Raw genomic sequence first — 16,575 nt, forward strand, 5'->3', positions numbered from 1 at the left:
CAACACCTCCGATCCCAATAGCGCCGAATGTCCTATTTGGGATGTATTGCGACTTGCCGATAAGACCGTACGTTCGTCGCTTGTTCACGGGGCTTTCACACCGGATGCTGATTTCCGCTAAGCCGCACCATTTTTCCCCGTCGTCCCCGTTCTCGGCCCGGCTCGACCCCGGGCCGGTTCGCCCTGCCCGGAGGAGATCCCCCGATGCACCTGAGACGTCCATTCGTCTTGGCCGCGAGCGGCGCCCTGATCGCCGCGGTGTGCACGACCACCGCCGCCCAGGCCCAGCCCGCCACCCCGAACGCCGTCCCGGACGCCCAGACCCTGGCCGTGTCGGCGGCGGCCGGGCTCGTGGCGAGCCGGCCCGCCGCGCTGCACGCGAGCGCGGATGACGTTTTCCTGGCTCAGAAGGCGATTTCCGCGACCAACGGCCTGAAGTACATCCCCTACGAGCGCAGCTACAAGGGCATGCCCGTGGTGGGCGGTGACTTCGTGGTGGCGACCGACTCGACCGGCCAGGTGCTCGGCACCTCCGTCGCCCAGGACCAGACGATCAACCTCGCCGACACCACCGCGAAGGTCTCGAAGGCCGCGGCCGAGGCGACCGCGCGGCAGCAGCTGTCCGCGGTGGACAGCGTGAGCCCGGCACAGCAGGTCGTCTTCGCGCTCGGCGCCCCGACGCTGGCGTGGAAGAGCACCGTCGTCGGCCGCGACGCCGAAGGGCCGAGCCGGCTCGACGTCATCGTCGACGCCGCCACCGGGAAGGTGCTCAAGACGCAGGAGCACGTCCTCAACGGTGACGGCACCAGCGCGTGGAACGGGCCGAACCCCGTGCACCTCGACACCACGCACTCGGGCAGCACGTACTCGCTGAAGGACCCCGCCATCACCAACACGTCCTGCCAGGACGCGGCCAACAACACGACCTTCAGCGGACCGGACGACCTCTGGGGCAACGGCACCGCCAGCAACCGCGAAACCGGCTGCGTCGACGCGCTGTACGCGGCCCAGACCGAGAACAAGATGCTCTCGCAGTGGCTGGGGCGCAACGGTTTCGACGGCAACGGCGGCGGCTGGCCGATCCGCGTCGGCCTGAACGACCAGAACGCCTACTACGACGGCAGCCAGGTCCAGATCGGCAAGAACACCGCCGGCGGCTGGATCGGCTCGATCGACGTCGTGGCGCACGAGCACGGCCACGGCATCGACGACCACACCCCGGGTGGCATCTCGGGTGCGGGTACCCAGGAGTTCGTCGCGGACGTCTTCGGCGCCTCGACCGAGTGGTTCGCGAACGAGCCCGCTCCCTACGACCAGCCGGACTTCCTCGTCGGCGAGCAGGTGAACCTGGTCGGTTCCGGCCCGATCCGCAACATGTACAACCCGTCGGCGCTGGGCGACAAGAACTGCTACGACAGCAGCGTTCCCAACGGTGAGGTGCACGCGGCCGCCGGCCCCGGCAACCACTGGTTCTACCTGCTGGCCGAGGGCACGAACCCGACCAACGGGCAGCCGACCAGCAGCACGTGCAACAGCTCCACCGTCACCGGCCTCGGCGTGCAGACCGCGGTGAAGATCTTCTACAACGCGATGCTGCTCAAGACCTCCAGCAGCTCGTACCTGAAGTACCGCACCTGGACGCTGACCGCGGCGAAGAACCTGTTCCCGGGCAGCTGCACCGAGTTCAACACCGTCAAGGCGGCGTGGGACGCGATCAGCGTGCCGGCGCAGTCGGCCGACCCGACGTGCTCGGCGACCGGCACGGTCACCGTGTCCAACCCGGGCAACCAGTCCACCACGACCGGTGGTTCGGTGAACCTGCCGCTGTCGGCTTCCGGTGGCACCGCGCCCTACACCTGGTCGGCCACCGGCCTGCCGGCCGGCCTGTCGATCAACGCCTCCACCGGCACGATCTCGGGCACCGCGACCACCGCGGGCACCTCGAACGTCACGGTGACGGCGAAGGACGCGGCCAACAAGACCGGCTCGGCGTCGTTCACCTGGACCGTCGGCACCACCGGCGGCTGCTCCGGCCAGAAGATCGTCAACGGCGGCTTCGAGTCGGGCAGCGGCAGCTGGACCGGCACCACCGGCTCCATCGGCCAGTGGGGTTCGCAGGGCCAGGCCGCGCACGGCGGCACCTACTCGTCCTGGCTCGACGGCTACGGCTCCACCACCACCGAGTCGATCGCGCAGTCGGTGAGCATCCCGGCGGGCTGCCACGCCAGCCTGACGTTCTACCTGCACATCGACACCGCGGAGACGACCACCTCCACCGCCTACGACAAGCTGACCGTGGCCAACGGCAGCACGACACTGGGCAGCTACTCCAACCTGAACAAGGCGTCCGGGTACGCGCTCAAGACCATCGACGTCTCGTCGGCGGCCGGCGGCACCCTCGCGCTGAAGTTCACCGGCACCGAAGACAGCTCGCTGCAGACCTCGTTCGTCATCGACGACGTGGCCGTCACCCTGAGCTGACGCTGAACCACTGACGCGGGGAGGCCGGGTGAACCGGCCTCCCCGCTTCGCGTTTTTCCGGAGCAGAATCGGCGGATGGACACCGAAGAGCTGCGAGCGACCCAGGCGCCGCTGAAGGACAAGTACCGCGAAGATCCGGAGAGCGCGCTCGTCACGCTGCACGCCGACGCCGAACTCGACGGCCTCGGCATCTCGTGCAAGGTCGAAACGGGACGCGCGGTCGTCGAAGCCGGGCTGCACCCGGCCACCGGCGGCGACGGCACCCTCGCCTGTTCGGGCGACATGCTGCTCGAAGCGCTCGTCGCGTGCGCGGGCGTGACACTGCGGGCCGTCGCGACGTCGCTGGGCCTGACCGTCCGGGGCGGGCGCGTCCGGGCCGAGGGCGACCTCGACTTCCGCGGCACCCTCGCCGTGGCGAAGGACGCCCCGGTCGGCTTCCGCGCCATCCGGCTGTCGTTCGACCTCGACACCGACGCGAGCGAGGACCAGCTGGCGACGCTCAAGAAGCTGACCGAGCGCTACTGCGTCGTGTTCCAGTCGCTGCGGACGCCCCCGGAGTTCGCCGTCACGCTTTCGGCGAACTGAGCCGGCTCAGGGAGAAACCCGGAGGACAAACCGGGCAGCGTGGCCTAGCTTGTCGGGGTCACCTGAAGGGGGAGCCGCCATGCCACAGCCGGGACCGGACCCAGCCGTCCGGGTACGCGGGCTCGTGAAGACCTACGGGACGACGCGCGCGCTCGACGGCGTCGACCTCGACATCCCGGCCGGGCAGGTGCTCGGCCTGCTCGGCCCCAACGGCGCCGGGAAGACCACCACCGTGCGCATCCTGACCACGCTGCTGCGCCCGGACTCCGGGTCGGCGCACGTGGCCGGGTACGACGTGCTGGCCGAGCCGGACGAGGTGCGGCAGCGGATCGGGCTGTCCGGTCAGTACGCCGCCGTCGACGAGAACCTCACCGGGTTCGAGAACCTGTACATGGTCGGGCGGCTCTACGGCCGGAAGAAGGCCGCGGCCCGCTCGCGCGCCCGGGAACTGCTCACGCGGTTCCGGCTCGAGGAGGCCGCCGACCGGCCGGCGAAGGGCTACTCCGGCGGGATGCGGCGGCGTCTCGACCTGGCCGGCGCGCTGGTCGCCGAGCCGACCGTCGTCGTGCTCGACGAGCCCACCACCGGCCTCGACCCGGGTGGGCGGCTCGACACCTGGCAGGTCATCAAGGAGCTCGTCGCCGACGGCACGACCGTGCTGCTGACCACGCAGTACCTCGAAGAGGCCGACCAGCTCGCCGACTCGATCGTGGTGATCGACCACGGCCGGGTGATAGCGCGAGGTACGGCGGACGAGCTGAAGGCCCAGATCGGCGGCGAACGCCTGGAGCTGGTCGTCGCCTCGGCCGCGGACCTGCCGGCCACCCTGGAGGTCCTGCGCGAGGTCGGCACCGGCGAGCCGTCCGGCGACGACCACACGCGGCGGGCCGAAATCCTGGTCGACACCGGGCCGAAGGCACTGATCGAGGCCCTGCGGCGGCTCGATTCCCACGGCATCACGGTCCAGGACGTCGGCCTGCACCGCCCGACGCTGGACGACGTCTTCCTGTCCCTGACCGGCCACGGCGCCTCGTCGACCGAGGGGGTCTCGAAGTGAATGCGTTCGCGAAGGGCATTTCCGACGGCGGCATCGTCACGTGGCGCAACCTGATGAACGTCCGCCGCAACCCCGACTGGCTGATGGCGGCGACGCTGCAGCCGATCATGTTCGTGCTGCTGTTCGCCTACGTCTTCGGCAACGCGATCGGCGGCGAAGCGGGCGGAGCGGCGTACCGCGAGTTCCTGATCGCCGGGATCTTCGCCCAGACGGTGGCGTTCAACTCGGCGTTCACGGTCATCGGCTTCGCCAACGACCTGCAGAAGGGCATCATCGACCGGTTCCGCTCGCTGCCGATGTCCCGCATCGCGGTGGTCCTCGGCCGCACGACGTCGGACCTGGTGGTCAGCGTGGTGGCGCTGATCGTGATGTCGGCGTGCGGGCTGCTGGTCGGCTGGCGCATCCGCGGCAGCTTCTGGGACGCGCTGCTCGGCTACCTGGTGATGCTGATGTTCGCGTGGGCCCTGTCCTGGGTCGGCGCCCTGATCGGCCTGGCGGCGCGCAGCGTGGAGGTGGCGCAGAGCGCGGGCCTGATCTGGATGTTCCCGCTGAGCTTCATTTCGTCGGCGTTCGTCCCGACGGACACGCTCCCGGCGTTCCTGAAGGCGATCGCGGACTGGAACCCGTTCACGGCGGTGATCAACGCGACTCGCGACTTGTTCGGCAACCGCTTCGGCGTCCCGCCGACGGGCTGGCCGGCGGAGCACGCGGCGCTGTACGCGATCTTGTGCTGTCTGGCGATCATCGCGATCTTCGCCCCACTGGCGACGGCGCGCTACCGCCGGGTGGCGAGCAAGTAGGCCGCGGCTACTTCTGCAGCGGGAGCTTGGTCAGGCTGAGGCTGCCGAGCAGGAGGAGCGTGATCGCGACCGCGAAGTAGCACAGGAGCCAGAGGGAGGCCGCGAGCCGGGAATACCGGTCGACGGCGTCGGCAGTTCGGGCGGCGAGCGAAATCCAGTGCCGTTTCGGAGCCGCGTGCTGCACTGGGACGCCGTCCTGGTCGAAAGCCCCGACCGCCTGCGCCACGGCCGCCGGGAGACGGGGATCGGCCGGACCGGCCAGGACGGCGACGACATCCTTGAGCAGGATGTTCACCTCCTCGGGACAAGCACCGGTCAGCGACCTCGTTCCCGCGAGAAACGCTTGGAGCCGGCCACCGCATGCGCGCAGGATCGACGCGACCGGGTGCTGCCCGAAAGCCAAGTCGATCCGCGCGGCCGACGCGTTCATCGCCCGCGCGGCCCTGGCGAGCAGGACTCGTCTCTTCCCGAGGCGATCGATAATTCCCGCGCGACGCTTTGTACGCTCGGACCTTCCTTCGCGGTTTTCCGCGGCCAGAAACCGCTCAACGGCCACTGCAGCGTGCGCGGTCGGTAACGCGATGGCTATCGCCTGCCTCAGCAGACCACCCACGGCAAAAGTGAGGGCAACACCCACCAGGAACAGTACGCCATAACCGCCTTCCACTGCGAACCTCGGCGGGTTCGCCCGGGGAGCGGATATGGGTTCGGAAGGGCCGGAGAGCCGGGACAAGGTGATGACCAAGCCGAGGTACATCCCGGCTTTCGCACTCCATCGGAGCCACGTGTAGAGCCAGACCTTACGAAGGAAGTCGAACCTGTTCACGGCGCCCACCCGGTCGGCCAGGAACGTGAGCTCCGGAGATGTCCAGAACTTCTGCGCCTTGCCGCTGGTCATGTAACGGACAGCATGGAGCAGGAACGCCCCGCCCCACACCGCACCAAGGAAAGCGATGAGAGGCGGTCCGCCCACAGTCGGATCAGGAATCTTTTCGCCATTAAGCCTGCCGACTTCCCACCCCACAGCCACCACGGACGCAGTGCCGAGATACCACACGAATGCAGCGGCAGCAATTCTCGACGCGGCGCCGAGCAATGCTGCGGCACAGTTTTTCCGCCGCCCCTTCGAGCGCCACGTAGACCACCAGGCCCGCGCCGACCACCTCGGGATGATTCGTGCCGTCACTTCCCCCGGCAAAGTCCTGCTCTGCAGCACATTCGTCAAACCGTACAGCGCCAGAACGCAGGAAGCCGCGCTCACGAAGGTGAGAACCGCGGCGACCGGCGTAACCAGGAGCGCGATGAGAACACCACGAGTGTGCACCGGCTTACGACTACCACACCCTGAACCGCAACAGCGAGGGGTCGCGAGCCTGAACCGATAGTCAGTCCTCTTCGGACAGCTCCACGATCGGGATCACCCGCCTGGCCTGCCGGGCCTTCGCCTGGTGGTCCGCCAGGAACGGGTAGTGCTTCTCCAGCTCCGTCCACGTCCGCACATAGTCCGCCCCCAGCAGCGGCAGCGCCTCCGCGTCGAACGATCGGCCGTCCACCTCGACCCGCACCCGGGAGTCGGCCTCGAGGTTCAGGTACCAGTCCGGGTGGCGGGGCGCGCCGATGTTGGACGCCACCACCAGCCACCGCGAACCGTCGCGGTGGACCATCATCGGGACCGTCCGCGGCTCGCCGGACACCCGGCCCGTCGTCGTCAGCAGGGCCAGGCGCTCGCGGTGCATGCCCTCGACCTCGCCGCCGGCGCGGAACTGCTCGATCACCCGGCGGTTGGCGTCCCGGACGTCCATGACGGTCACCGGTCGTAGTACCGGGTCGGCGGGTCCTGCTGGGTCCGCTGCTGCCGGGTCGGCGGGGGTGCCGCGCTCTGCTGGCTGCGGCGCCGGTGCAGGGTGCGGGCACTGGCCGCCATGCTGTTCACCACCGCGGCGATGACCAGGCCGATCACCAGGTTGATCACCGCCGTGGCGATCTTCGCGCTCGGCGCCACCGTCAGGGTCAGCGGCAGCACCACCGCGATCAACGTCACCAGCACCATGATCCAGCCGAAGAACTGGGACGGCGCCGGCGTCGCCACGCTCAGCAGGTGCATCAGCCCGGTGGCGAGCAGGGCCACCGCGGCGGCGACCAGTGCGTACGTCGTGGTGCTCGCGTTGCCCCAGACGCCCTCGCCTTTTGGGGCGAGCACTTCGACCTCGAAGATCCCGCGTGCGATCAGCAGCCCGACGACCGCGAGCAGGGCCGCGACCACCGCCGTCGCCACGCCGCCCGCCCACAGGCGGCGCGCGTCGATCCCCGGGCGGACGTCCTGGGGCTGGTTCCCGTAGTAGTCGGACATCAGAGCCTTCCTGGGTCGGCTGCGCCTCTCACCCCGATTGTCCCCCGTTTCGGCCCCGGCCGCGATTTGCGCTGGAGTGCACTCCAGCTCGTAGCGTCGGATCCATGACCACCGCACAGCACAAGATCGGTTCGGGCTTCGGCGCCACCACCACGGCCGCCGAAGCCGTCGCAGGCGTGGACCTCACCGGGAAGCTCGCCGTCGTCACCGGCGGGTACTCCGGGATCGGCCTCGAAACCACCCGCGCGCTGACCGGCGCCGGCGCCCACGTCGTCGTCCCGGCCCGCCGCCGGGAGACCGCCGAGGAAGCGCTCGCCGGCATCGACGGCGCCGAGGTCGACGAGCTGGACCTGAGCGATCTGGAGAGCGTCCGCGCCTTCGCCGAGCGGTTCCTGGCGACCGGACGGCGGATCGACCTCCTCATCGCCAACGCCGGTGTCATGGCCTGCCCCGAGACCCGCGTCGGGCCGGGCTGGGAAGCCCAGTTCGCCACCAACCACCTCGGCCACTTCGCGCTGGTCAACCGGCTGTGGCCGGCGGTCGCCGAGGGCGCCCGCGTGGTTTCGCTGTCCTCGCGCGGTCACCACTACTCGCCGATCCGCTGGGACGACGTCCACTTCGAGACCGGCTACGAGAAGTGGCAGGCCTACGGGCAGGCCAAGACGGCCAACGTGCTCTTCGCCGTCCAGCTCGACCAGCTGGGCGCCGAAAAGGACGTCCACGCGTTCGCGCTGCACCCCGGCGGCATCATGACGCCGCTGCAGCGGCACCTGCCGCGGGCGGAGATGATCGAACGCGGCTGGATCGACGAGGCCGGCAACTACCTGGTGCGGTTCAAGACCCCCGAGCAGGGCGCCGCGACCACGGTCTGGGCGGCGACCTCGCCGCAGCTGGCCGGGCTCGGCGGGCTGTACCTGGAGGACTGCGACGTCGCCGAGCTCGCGCCCGACGGCGCCGAGGGCCTCGCCGAGTCCGGGGTCCGCCGGTACGCCGTCGACCGCGAGCAGGCCGCGCGCCTGTGGACGCTGTCGGCCCAGCTCACCGGCGTGGACGCGTTCGCGCAGCGATGATCGCGCCCTGATTGTCACGTCGACAGGGCCCCGGACGATACTTTGTTCGTGATCTTCCGACGTTTGCCGGTCACGGGACCGGGGTACCTGCCGCCCGTGGCCGACGAAGCCGGGAGAACGGGGCCCCCGCCGACGAGCGACGGGGCGGGGGTCACCTGTGGCCGTTACGCCCTCGGTGAATTCACCATCACCCCGCGCAGCCCCCTCGACGACGAGCGGCCGCCGGGGCTGCTGGGCGGGCGCTACGAGGTCGGCAGGCTGATCGGCAGCGGCGCCACGGCCCGCGTCTACCGGGCCTACGACGTCCGGCTGACCCGCGAGGTCGCCGTCAAGATCTACGACCGGGACGCGGTGGCGCTCGACCAGCGGCGCCGGCTGCGCGAGATGACGATCCAGGGCAGCATCAGCCACCCGGGCGTGGTGGCGCTGCTGGACAGCGGCGACGAGAACGGCCGGACGTACCTGGTGATGCAGCTCGTCGAGGGCGAGAACCTCGCGGAGCGCCTGCTGAGCGGCCCGATGCCGGCGGCGGACGTGACGGCGCTGGCCGACGGGCTCGCCGAGGCACTGGCCCACGTCCACGCGCGGCGGATCGTGCACCGCGACCTGAAGCCGGCCAACGTGTTCCTGTCCGCGGACGGTCCCCTGATCGGCGACTTCGGCATCGCCCACGCCCTCGACACCACCCACATCACGGGCACGGGCCTGATCCCGGGGACGGCGGCGTACCTGGCGCCGGAGCAGGTGTCGGGCGAGCCGGCCGGCCCGCCGGCGGACGTGTACGCGCTGGGCTTGATCCTGCTGGAATGCCTGACGGGACAACGGGAGTACCCGGGCACGATGGTCGAGGCGGCCATGGCCCGGCTGACGAGACCGCCGCGGATCCCGGAGGACGCACCGGCGGCGCTGGCGTACACGTTGCGCCGGATGACGCAGCGCGAGCCCGCCGACCGGCCGACGGCCGCGAAGGTCCTGGACATGCTGCACGCCCCGCCGCCGACGCTGCCGTGGAGCCGGGTGGAGCGCAGCCCGCGGTGGCGTCGCCGCCCGGCACGCCAGGATGCGGGTTCCGCCCCGGCCCCGGGTGGCCTCGGCCGGGCCGCGGCCGACGCGAGTCCGGCCGCCGACGCGGCGCTCGCGGCTTCCGGCTCGGCGGGCCACGGCCTGCCGGCCACCGATCCGGCGCCCACCCACCGCAGCCCCTCGACCGGCCACGACCGGACCGCCGCCGACGCGCCGACCCAGCTCCACCCCGTCACGGCCACCGCGCCCCCGGCCGACAGCCCGAAACGCCGCCGGCTGGCCGCCGCGGCCGGGCTGACCGCCGCCGCCGTTGCCGCCGTGTCCGCGTTGCTGCTGGTCGAGCAGCAAGACGGGACCAGCTCCCCCGCCCAGCCACCGGCCGCGCACACTCCCGTCGCCACCGCCACGCCTTCGTCCACCCCGCTCGCCGAATCCGGTACCCCCGCGCCGCACTCCGACGCCGGCGGCCGGGGTCCGGCCACCAGTGGGGCGGCGTCCCTCGAGCCCGCCGCCGTCACCCACGAGACCCCGGCGTCCGCCGGCCAGCCACCGAAGCAGGGCAAGCCCGAGAAACCCGAGAACCCCGGCAAGGGCAAAGGCAAGGGCCCCGGCCACGACTCCTGAGCGGCGGCCCGGGACCTCCGGCACGCGAAACCGGGTCCAACGGCCCTAGTGCGGAATACCATCCGGAACGCACGGTAATTACATTTCCCGAATTGGGACTCGAACCAATAACGACAGGTAACCGGAGCTGCGTCCGAGCCGACACACACCACGTGCCAGCTGCGCTTCGCACCGCGCCGGGCGCTGCCGCCGGGAATCCCCTCCCGCCGGCTCGACGATGTTTCCGGAGGTTTCGATGAGTGTCAACGCTGCCCTCGCGCGGCCGGTTTTCCGCACCCCGCGCGGCCGGCACGCCAAGCCCCGTCCCGCGTGGCCGCGGGTCGCCGGCCGGGCAGTCTTCCTGATCTCCGCACTGGTCTGCGCCGTCGCCGTCGCCGGCTTCGGGTGGCCGCCCGTGCTGCTCGTGGTGCCGGCGGCCGCATTCGCGCTGCTCGTCGCGAGCGTCGCGAAATTGCGCACGGCGGCCCGGAAGATCGACACCATCTTCGCCGAAGAACTGACCGGATCGGACCGGCGTTGAACGAAAGCGCGCCATTCGATCATTCCCCGGCCGGTCGGCCGACGGCGGACGGCTGATGTGCGGTCCATGGACTTCTTCTGCTTCCACCGCGATCGCCCCGGGTCGTCGGCGCTGCGGCAGGAAACGCTGGAAGCGCATTGGTCCTCCATGGACCGCTACGCGACCCGGATGATCGCCCGCGGCCCGACGCTGGACGACGTCGGCACCCCCACCGGCAGCGTGCACGCCCTCGACCTGCCGGACCCGGCCGCGGCCCGCGCATTCGCCTTCGACGAGCCCACGTACCAGGCCGGTGGGTGCCGGGACGTCCTGCTGCGCCGCCTACGGACCGCTCCTGTCCGACGACGGCACCGCCTGGCTCGGCACCGCCGCGCTGACGAGGGCGGCGACCCCGAGCGCGGCCCGCAACGTCCTCACCCCGGACCGGTACGCCGCCATCGAGGTGCGCGCCTGGCGGTTCGGCGGGCGGGTCACCGCAGGTCCAGCCACATGATGCGCAGCCCGACGTCGCCCTCGGCCGGGTGGCGGAACGCTCCCGGGGCCGTTCCGAGCGTCACGAACCCCAGGCTCTCGTACAGGCCGATCGCGGCCACGTTCACGTCGACGACCGCGTTGAACTGGATCGCCGCGAACCCGCTCCGCCGGGCCCAGCCGATCAGGTCCGTCGTCAAGGCCCGTCCGACGCCCGCGCCGCGTGCCTCCTTCGCGACCATCAAGCTGCCGGAAGCGACGTGGCCGCCGGGCCCCGGCCGGTTGGCGTACATGTTCGCCGTGCCCGTCACCCGGTCGCCGTCCAGCGCGACGACCACCCGGGCCGGCGGCTCGCGCAGCCACATCCGCCGGGCGTCCTGCTCGGTCATCGCCGGGTCGTAGGGGAACGTCCGCTGCTCGGTGACGACGTCGTGGATGATCGGCCAGATCGCGGGCCAGTCCTCGTCGCGGGCTTCGCGGATCACCGGGTCACCGCGGCGCAGAGTTCCGGCACGACGGCCTCGATGTCCTCCCGCAGCACGAAATCGGCATCGTCGTCGTAGGGCGTCGGGTCGCGGTTGACGACGACCAGCGTCGCTCTGGCCTGCACGGCGACCATGCACAACGACGCCGCCGGCTCCACCTGCAGCGAACTGCCGATGGCCAGGAAGAGCCCGCTCGCCGCCGCGATGGTCCGTGCCTGACCGAGGACGTCACCGTCCAGCAGCTGTCCGAAAAGGACGATGTCGAGCTTGAGAATCCCACCGCAGTGCGGGCACAACGGGTCGTCGTCGCCCGCCGCGAGGATCTCGACGGTCGGGAAGCCGGCCGCGCACCCGGTGCACCGCGTGGTGTGCATGCTGCCGTGCAGTTCGAGGACCTTGCGGGCGGCGAGGCCGGCCCGCTGGTGCAGCCCGTCGACGTTCTGGGTGAGCACCCGGACGGCGGCCCCCGCGCTGTCGAGTTCCGCCAGCGCGCGGTGGGCCGCGTTCGGTTCGGCGCGCCAGGCAGCGTGCCCCGCGTACGTGCGCCAGAACTCCCGGCGCACGCCGGCGTCGGCCATGAAGTTCTCGAGCGTGAAGGCGTTCACGGCGCTCGGCGTGCGCGTCCAGACGCCTTCGGGGCCCCGGTAGTCGGGAATCCCGGACGCGGTGGAGATGCCCGCGCCGGTCAGCGCGGCGATCCGCCGGGCGCCGCGGATCCGGTCGATGAGCTTGCCGTCCATGGTGGCGAAGGCTAATGGCTTCGCCGCGGCGGCACGACCGGATTACCTTCCTTCCGCAGCCGCAACGCCAACGCCGGGCACGCCGCGGCCGCGCCACGCGCCTCCGCCGCGAGTCCCGCCGGCACCGGGCCCGGAGCGACCACCGGATAGCCCCACTCGTCGAGCCGCACCAGTTCCGGCAGCAGGTCCGCGCACAGCCCGTGCGCGCGGCACCTGATCGGGTCGACCGTCACCTTCATGCGACACCCGCCGGGACCCGGCACCGGCCGCCGGCCTGGTGAGTGTGGACGTCGGCGTCGAACACCCGCAGCGCGCTCGCGGCGAGGCGGGCCGCGCCGTCCGGGTGGGCGCACGCGCCCCGGCCGGTGAGCAGCGGGAGGCGGCGGGCCAGCCGGGGCGTCGACGGGCCGCCGCGGATCAGCTCCGCGAAGTCGGCCGCGATCGACGGCAACCCGAACGTGCACGGCCCGCACTGCCGGGCCGACTCGGCCGCCAGGAACGCCAGCACCTTCGCCGTGTACTCGAGCCCGCACGCACGCACCGGCAACGCGTGGACCGCCGCAATCCCCGGCACACCACCGTCGAGCTCGGCCGTCCACGTTCCGCCGTAACCACCGGCGAGCACCGCCTGCACCGGCTCCGCTTCGCCGCCGGCCGCGGCCAGCACGCCGGCCAGGGACGTCCCGGCGGTCACTTCGACGACGCCGGGCCGCCGGACCGCACCGGTGACGGTGACGAGTTCGGTCCGGGACGCGCGGTAGTGGTGCGGCCCCCGGAGCACCACCGACGCCAGCTGCGCCAGTGTCTCCACGTTGGACACGAGCGTCGGGCGCCCGCGCACGCCGCGTTCGGCGGGCCGCGGCCGTTTGCCGAGCGGCCGCGCGTCCCCCGACGTCAGGTACCGGACGAGCGCGGTCTCCTCGCTGGCGACGTACCGGCGTGGCACCTCCGCGACCCGCACCGGCACCCGGTCTTCGCGCTCGGCGAGGGCCGCGGCGACACCCGGCAGCGCCGGGCTGCCCGCGTGCACGCAGAGGACGGCTTCGGCGGCACCGATGGCGTGCGCGGCCAGCTGCAGGCCGTCGAGCACGAGGTGTGGCGAAAGCGTCAGCAGGGCAACGTCCTTTCGGCTCAGCGGATCGCCTTCACACCCGTTCGCGACGACGATCGAGCGTTTCGACCGGGCCGCGCGCAGCTTCACCGCGGTCGGGAAGCCCGCGCCGCCGCGGCCGCGCAGGTCCGCCGCCTCGACGGCGTCGATCAGCCGGTCGCGGCCGTCGTCACCGTGGTAGGCGACCCACGGCACGACGCCGTTGCGGCGCCGGTGGCCGGCCAGGTCGAGCCGGTGCGGGGGCAGGATGCTCATCGGGTGCCTCCCAGGGCAGCGAACTTGCGGACGCGGGCCGCGCGGTAGCCGGCGGAACCGAGCACCGCCAGCACGCACAGCGCGTCGAGGGCGGCGATCCAGCCGTACGCGGAGTCGTCCTCGGCCATGCCGAAGCCGTGCACCAGCGCGACCGGCCAGCACAGGTAGGCCAGCCAGTGCACGGCGCGCCACGCCCGCGCCGGCAGGCGGGTGCGCACGAGACTGGTGACGACGATCGCGAGCACCAGGTCGATCGCGACGGCGCCGAGCCCGACCCACAGCGGCTGGTAACCGGCGCCGAACGGGACGACGACGTCGAGCCAGCCGAGCGGGACGTAGCCGTCGAGGATCGCCGACGCGATGTGCGCGGCGAGGAACGCGAGGCTGGTCAGCGCGAGGTTCCGGTGCACGGCGGCAACGGTGAACCGCGGCCACCCGCGCGTGGCGAACCGGCCGGCGCCGAGCGCGCCGAGGACGACGACGCCGGTGAACAGCGCCAGCGAAACGAGCCCGGTCGCGCGGCTGAAGTACCACACCGCGGAGCTCATGCCGCCGCTCGCTCTCCGGGCCAGCCTGGTGTCGTGACGACGTCGCCGTCGACGCCGGCCAGCCGCGCGGGGAGCTGCCGTCGCTCGAGCCAGGCGGGTGCGCCGGCGCCGAGGACGATCGCCGCGGTGCTCGCGGTGTTGGCGTCCACTGTGGACCTTGCGGCGACGGTGACGGTGCGCCACCGCGCTTCGGGAACGTCGCCGGTGCGCGGATCGACGATGTGGTGCACGGTCCGGCCGCCGTGGCGCCAGCGTCGCCGGGTGGTCCCGGAGGTGGCCAGCGCCCCGTCACGGTGGAGGGCGACGGTGGCGTCCGGCCGGGTGACGGCGTCGGCGTGATCATCGCCGAGCGCGACCAGCCAGCCGCCGGTCGGAGGCGGTCCGGCGGCGCGCAGATCGCCGCCGAGGTTCACGAGGGTGCCGCAGCCGACGGTGGCGTGGATCCGCCGGGCGGCCCGGTCGGCGGCGAGGGCCTTGGCGGTCGCGCCGAGGTCGAGGTGGACACCCCGGGGGAGGACGACGAGCCGCCGGACGGGGTCGAAGAGGATCCGGTGCCAGCCGGGCGCAGGGACGGTGGCGGGGTACCGGTCAGCGGCATCGGCGGGCGCACGGCCGAGCCCGGCCGCCCCGGAACCAGCCGGGCGCCGGTCACCGGCACCAGCGGGCGCACGGCCGAGCCCGGCCGCCCCGGAACCAGCCGGATACCGGCCAGCGGCACCAGCGGACGCACGACTCGGATCCGCCGCGCTGTCCCGATCATCGGCACCGCCGAGTTCCTCCGTGTGCCGATCACCGGCAACGAAAGCGAAATCGCGGTCGTACCCCAGTGCGCGCACCGCGGCCCCCACCGTCGGGTCGACCAGGCCCTCCGTCAAGCGGGCCGCACGCAACGCCACCCCCACTGCCTCCGCGAGCAGCGGCCCCACCCGGACCTCCCGCCCGGCCGCCTCGTGCAGCCGTGAAATCTCCGAATCCGGCCGGAACCGGCTGCACGCCGCATCGATGGCCGCCAGTTCCTCCCGGAGCACCGCGACCGCCGCTCCGAGCCGGGCCGGGTCGGTCACCAGCAGCTCCGCCGTCGTGCCCAGCGCCGGGAAGGCCGTGGTCACGATGCCCCCGAGCCGGTGTGGGCGTGGCCGGAGCCGCTGCTCAAGCCGCTGTCCGGTGCCTCGAGCTGGTCCTGCGGGTCAGTCGTGGTCGTGGAGTTCTGCGTCGTGTCGGCCGAGGCCGCCGACAGGCCGAAGCCGATGGCGCCGACCGCGGCCGCGCCCAGTACCGCGGCGGCCGCCGTCGCCAGTGCGGCCTTGCGGCGTCCCTGCTCGCGGCGGGCGGGTCCGGCCGGGGTGGTGGGTTCCATGGCACCGAGTGTCGGCGCCGTTCCTTTGAACGAGCTGGGAACGACCTGTCAAAGCCCTGACGCCCCCACCAAAGGAGGTTGACACCGGAAAGCCATTCACCCACTCTTTCCGTTGTCTGCCGGAGGTTTCCTGGTGTTCACGAACCGGACCACAGCACCTCACGAACCGGTCCCCTGCCGTGGGCACCATGAGGCGCCCACCCCCTCAGTGCTGGAGGACCCATGATCCGCAAGCGGATCTTCGCCGCGTTCGCCGCGGCCACCCTGGTCACCGCCGGCGCCGCCACGGCGGCCGTCGTCACCGGAACGGACGAGTCCGCCGCCGTCCGGCCGACGGCCGCGGCCGTGCCGGCGTTCGACCACATCGTCCTCGTGATGTTCGAGAACAAGAAGTACTCCTCGATCAACGGCAGTTCCAGCGCGCCCTACTTCAACACCCTCGCCTCGCAGAGCGCGAAGTTCACGAACTCCTTCGCGATCACCCACCCCAGCCAGCCGAACTACGTCGCCCTCTTCTCCGGCGCGACGCAGGGCGTCACCGACGACAGCTGCCCGGCCAACCTCGGCGCGAAGGCCAACCTCGGCCGCCAGCTGATCGACGCGGGCAAGACCTTCAAGGGCTTCTCCGAAGCCATGCCCTCGGACGGCTACACCGGCTGCTCCAGCGGCACCTACCGGCGCAAGCACAACAGCTGGGTGGACTTCTCGAACGTCCCCGCCGCGAGCAACGTCCGGTTCTCGGCCTTCCCGGCCGACTTCACCCAGCTGCCGACCGTTTCGTTCGTCACGCCCGATATGTGCAACGACATGCACGACTGCGGCGTCGGCACCGGCGACACCTGGCTGAAGAAGAACCTCGACGCCTACGCCCAGTGGGCCAAGACCCACAACAGCCTGCTGATCACCACCTTCGACGAGGACAGCGGCACGTCGGTCAACCAGATCTTCACGACGTTCACCGGCGCGAACGTCAAGGTCGGCAGCTACAGCGAGTCGATCAGCCACTACACCGTCCTGCGCACGATCGAGGCGGCCTACGGACTGCCCGGCATCGGCAACGCCGCGAGCAAGTCGCCGATCCTCGACGTCTGGCAGTAA

19 protein-coding genes and 1 pseudogene are annotated in these 16,575 nt (G+C 71.7%); 10 read left to right on the top strand and 10 right to left on the bottom strand.

What is annotated here, in order from left to right:
* Nucleotides 1-204 precede the first annotated feature (204 nt).
* The 4 genes from QRY02_RS20615 to QRY02_RS20630 all read left to right on the top strand — a co-directional run bounded on the left by QRY02_RS20615 (nt 205) and on the right by QRY02_RS20630 (nt 4,923).
* Complete coding sequence (locus QRY02_RS20615) at nt 205-2,481, top strand: M4 family metallopeptidase (RefSeq protein ID WP_285993162.1); 2,277 nt, start codon at nt 205-207, stop codon at nt 2,479-2,481.
* 75 nt (nt 2,482-2,556) lie between these two features.
* Nucleotides 2,557-3,066, top strand: coding sequence for an OsmC family protein (locus QRY02_RS20620; RefSeq protein ID WP_285993163.1), 510 nt, complete (start codon nt 2,557-2,559; stop codon nt 3,064-3,066).
* A gap of 79 nt (nt 3,067-3,145) precedes the next feature.
* A complete protein-coding gene (locus tag QRY02_RS20625) occupies nt 3,146-4,123 on the top strand; it encodes an ATP-binding cassette domain-containing protein (protein WP_285993164.1) in 978 nt (325 codons plus the stop codon).
* On the top strand, nt 4,120-4,923 hold the full coding sequence (locus tag QRY02_RS20630; protein ID WP_285993165.1) for an ABC transporter permease: 804 nt from the start codon (nt 4,120-4,122) through the stop codon (nt 4,921-4,923). The genes QRY02_RS20625 and QRY02_RS20630 overlap by 4 nt, the downstream gene beginning before the upstream one ends.
* Nucleotides 4,924-4,930: 7 nt before the next feature.
* Here QRY02_RS20630 and QRY02_RS20635 read toward each other — a convergent pair whose 3' ends face one another.
* From QRY02_RS20635 to QRY02_RS20645, 3 genes are all read right to left on the bottom strand, one after another.
* Nucleotides 4,931-6,247 carry a hypothetical protein gene (locus QRY02_RS20635; protein ID WP_285993166.1) on the bottom strand — a complete coding sequence of 439 codons (1,317 nt, stop codon included), beginning with the start codon at nt 6,245-6,247 and terminating at the stop codon, nt 4,931-4,933.
* A 61-nt stretch (nt 6,248-6,308) separates the two neighbouring features.
* Nucleotides 6,309-6,725 (bottom strand): nitroreductase/quinone reductase family protein, encoded by a 417-nt coding sequence (locus QRY02_RS20640; RefSeq protein ID WP_285993877.1) that lies wholly within the window; start codon nt 6,723-6,725, stop codon nt 6,309-6,311.
* A gap of 5 nt (nt 6,726-6,730) precedes the next feature.
* The gene (locus tag QRY02_RS20645; RefSeq protein WP_285993167.1) at nt 6,731-7,273 is read right to left on the bottom strand and encodes a DUF6069 family protein; all 543 of its coding nucleotides are present in this window, start codon (nt 7,271-7,273) and stop codon (nt 6,731-6,733) included.
* 104 nt (nt 7,274-7,377) lie between these two features.
* On the opposite strand from QRY02_RS20645, the gene QRY02_RS20650 reads away from it, so the two are divergent.
* The 5 genes and pseudogenes from QRY02_RS20650 (at nt 7,378) to QRY02_RS20670 (ending at nt 11,003) form a co-directional block, all read left to right on the top strand.
* A complete protein-coding gene (locus tag QRY02_RS20650) occupies nt 7,378-8,343 on the top strand; it encodes an SDR family NAD(P)-dependent oxidoreductase (protein WP_285993168.1) in 966 nt (321 codons plus the stop codon).
* Nucleotides 8,344-8,391: 48 nt separating this feature from the next.
* Entirely contained in the window at nt 8,392-9,990 is a 1,599-nt protein-coding gene (locus QRY02_RS20655) for a serine/threonine-protein kinase (RefSeq protein WP_285993169.1), read from the top strand.
* Nucleotides 9,991-10,225: 235 nt separating this feature from the next.
* Entirely contained in the window at nt 10,226-10,510 is a 285-nt protein-coding gene (locus tag QRY02_RS20660; RefSeq protein ID WP_285993170.1) for a hypothetical protein, read from the top strand.
* A gap of 66 nt (nt 10,511-10,576) precedes the next feature.
* Nucleotides 10,577-10,768, top strand: a pseudogene (locus QRY02_RS20665) (YciI family protein); the annotation flags it as partial.
* Nucleotides 10,769-10,802: 34 nt separating this feature from the next.
* On the top strand, nt 10,803-11,003 hold the full coding sequence (locus QRY02_RS20670) for a hypothetical protein (protein ID WP_285993171.1): 201 nt from the start codon (nt 10,803-10,805) through the stop codon (nt 11,001-11,003).
* Here the strand turns inward: QRY02_RS20670 and QRY02_RS20675 are convergent.
* From QRY02_RS20675 to QRY02_RS20705, 7 genes are read right to left on the bottom strand one after another with little or no spacing between them, the layout of a single operon-like run.
* Complete coding sequence (locus QRY02_RS20675; protein ID WP_285993172.1) at nt 10,981-11,466, bottom strand: GNAT family N-acetyltransferase; 486 nt, start codon at nt 11,464-11,466, stop codon at nt 10,981-10,983. The two genes, QRY02_RS20670 and QRY02_RS20675, sit on opposite strands and share 23 nt — an antisense overlap.
* Nucleotides 11,463-12,206 carry an SIR2 family NAD-dependent protein deacylase gene (locus QRY02_RS20680; protein WP_285993173.1) on the bottom strand — a complete coding sequence of 248 codons (744 nt, stop codon included), beginning with the start codon at nt 12,204-12,206 and terminating at the stop codon, nt 11,463-11,465. Before QRY02_RS20680 ends, QRY02_RS20675 begins: the two co-directional genes overlap by 4 nt.
* Nucleotides 12,207-12,217: 11 nt before the next feature.
* A complete protein-coding gene (locus QRY02_RS20685) occupies nt 12,218-12,445 on the bottom strand; it encodes a ferredoxin (RefSeq protein WP_285993174.1) in 228 nt (75 codons plus the stop codon).
* Complete coding sequence (locus QRY02_RS20690) at nt 12,442-13,572, bottom strand: NADH-ubiquinone oxidoreductase-F iron-sulfur binding region domain-containing protein (protein ID WP_285993175.1); 1,131 nt, start codon at nt 13,570-13,572, stop codon at nt 12,442-12,444. Before QRY02_RS20690 ends, QRY02_RS20685 begins: the two co-directional genes overlap by 4 nt.
* Nucleotides 13,569-14,120, bottom strand: coding sequence for a ferric reductase-like transmembrane domain-containing protein (locus tag QRY02_RS20695; RefSeq protein WP_285993176.1), 552 nt, complete (start codon nt 14,118-14,120; stop codon nt 13,569-13,571). The genes QRY02_RS20690 and QRY02_RS20695 overlap by 4 nt, the downstream gene beginning before the upstream one ends.
* The gene (locus tag QRY02_RS20700) at nt 14,117-15,229 is read right to left on the bottom strand and encodes an FAD:protein FMN transferase (protein ID WP_285993177.1); all 1,113 of its coding nucleotides are present in this window, start codon (nt 15,227-15,229) and stop codon (nt 14,117-14,119) included. Before QRY02_RS20700 ends, QRY02_RS20695 begins: the two co-directional genes overlap by 4 nt.
* On the bottom strand, nt 15,226-15,477 hold the full coding sequence (locus tag QRY02_RS20705) for a hypothetical protein (RefSeq protein WP_285993178.1): 252 nt from the start codon (nt 15,475-15,477) through the stop codon (nt 15,226-15,228). Before QRY02_RS20705 ends, QRY02_RS20700 begins: the two co-directional genes overlap by 4 nt.
* Before the next feature lie 222 nt (nt 15,478-15,699).
* Between QRY02_RS20705 and QRY02_RS20710 the strand changes: the two genes are divergently transcribed.
* Nucleotides 15,700-16,575, top strand: coding sequence for an alkaline phosphatase family protein (locus QRY02_RS20710; RefSeq protein WP_285993179.1), 876 nt, complete (start codon nt 15,700-15,702; stop codon nt 16,573-16,575).

Origin of the sequence: Amycolatopsis sp. DG1A-15b (assembly GCF_030285645.1) — a bacterium.
In the GTDB taxonomy this organism is placed as follows: domain Bacteria; phylum Actinomycetota; class Actinomycetes; order Mycobacteriales; family Pseudonocardiaceae; genus Amycolatopsis.

Excerpts from the sequence above, each read along its gene's own strand:
- QRY02_RS20615 (WP_285993162.1), top strand. The coding sequence starts at position 205 with ATGCACCTGAGACGTCCATTCGTCTTGGCCGCGAGCGGCGCCCTGATC.
- QRY02_RS20620 (WP_285993163.1), top strand. The coding sequence starts at position 2,557 with ATGGACACCGAAGAGCTGCGAGCGACCCAGGCGCCGCTGAAGGACAAG.
- QRY02_RS20625 (WP_285993164.1), top strand. The coding sequence starts at position 3,146 with ATGCCACAGCCGGGACCGGACCCAGCCGTCCGGGTACGCGGGCTCGTG.
- QRY02_RS20640 (WP_285993877.1), bottom strand. The coding sequence starts at position 6,725 with ATGGACGTCCGGGACGCCAACCGCCGGGTGATCGAGCAGTTCCGCGCC.
- QRY02_RS20645 (WP_285993167.1), bottom strand. The coding sequence starts at position 7,273 with ATGTCCGACTACTACGGGAACCAGCCCCAGGACGTCCGCCCGGGGATC.
- QRY02_RS20650 (WP_285993168.1), top strand. The coding sequence starts at position 7,378 with ATGACCACCGCACAGCACAAGATCGGTTCGGGCTTCGGCGCCACCACC.
- QRY02_RS20660 (WP_285993170.1), top strand. The coding sequence starts at position 10,226 with ATGAGTGTCAACGCTGCCCTCGCGCGGCCGGTTTTCCGCACCCCGCGC.
- QRY02_RS20680 (WP_285993173.1), bottom strand. The coding sequence starts at position 12,206 with ATGGACGGCAAGCTCATCGACCGGATCCGCGGCGCCCGGCGGATCGCC.
- QRY02_RS20685 (WP_285993174.1), bottom strand. The coding sequence starts at position 12,445 with ATGAAGGTGACGGTCGACCCGATCAGGTGCCGCGCGCACGGGCTGTGC.
- QRY02_RS20690 (WP_285993175.1), bottom strand. The coding sequence starts at position 13,572 with ATGAGCATCCTGCCCCCGCACCGGCTCGACCTGGCCGGCCACCGGCGC.
- QRY02_RS20695 (WP_285993176.1), bottom strand. The coding sequence starts at position 14,120 with ATGAGCTCCGCGGTGTGGTACTTCAGCCGCGCGACCGGGCTCGTTTCG.
- QRY02_RS20705 (WP_285993178.1), bottom strand. The coding sequence starts at position 15,477 with ATGGAACCCACCACCCCGGCCGGACCCGCCCGCCGCGAGCAGGGACGC.
- QRY02_RS20710 (WP_285993179.1), top strand. The coding sequence starts at position 15,700 with ATGATCCGCAAGCGGATCTTCGCCGCGTTCGCCGCGGCCACCCTGGTC.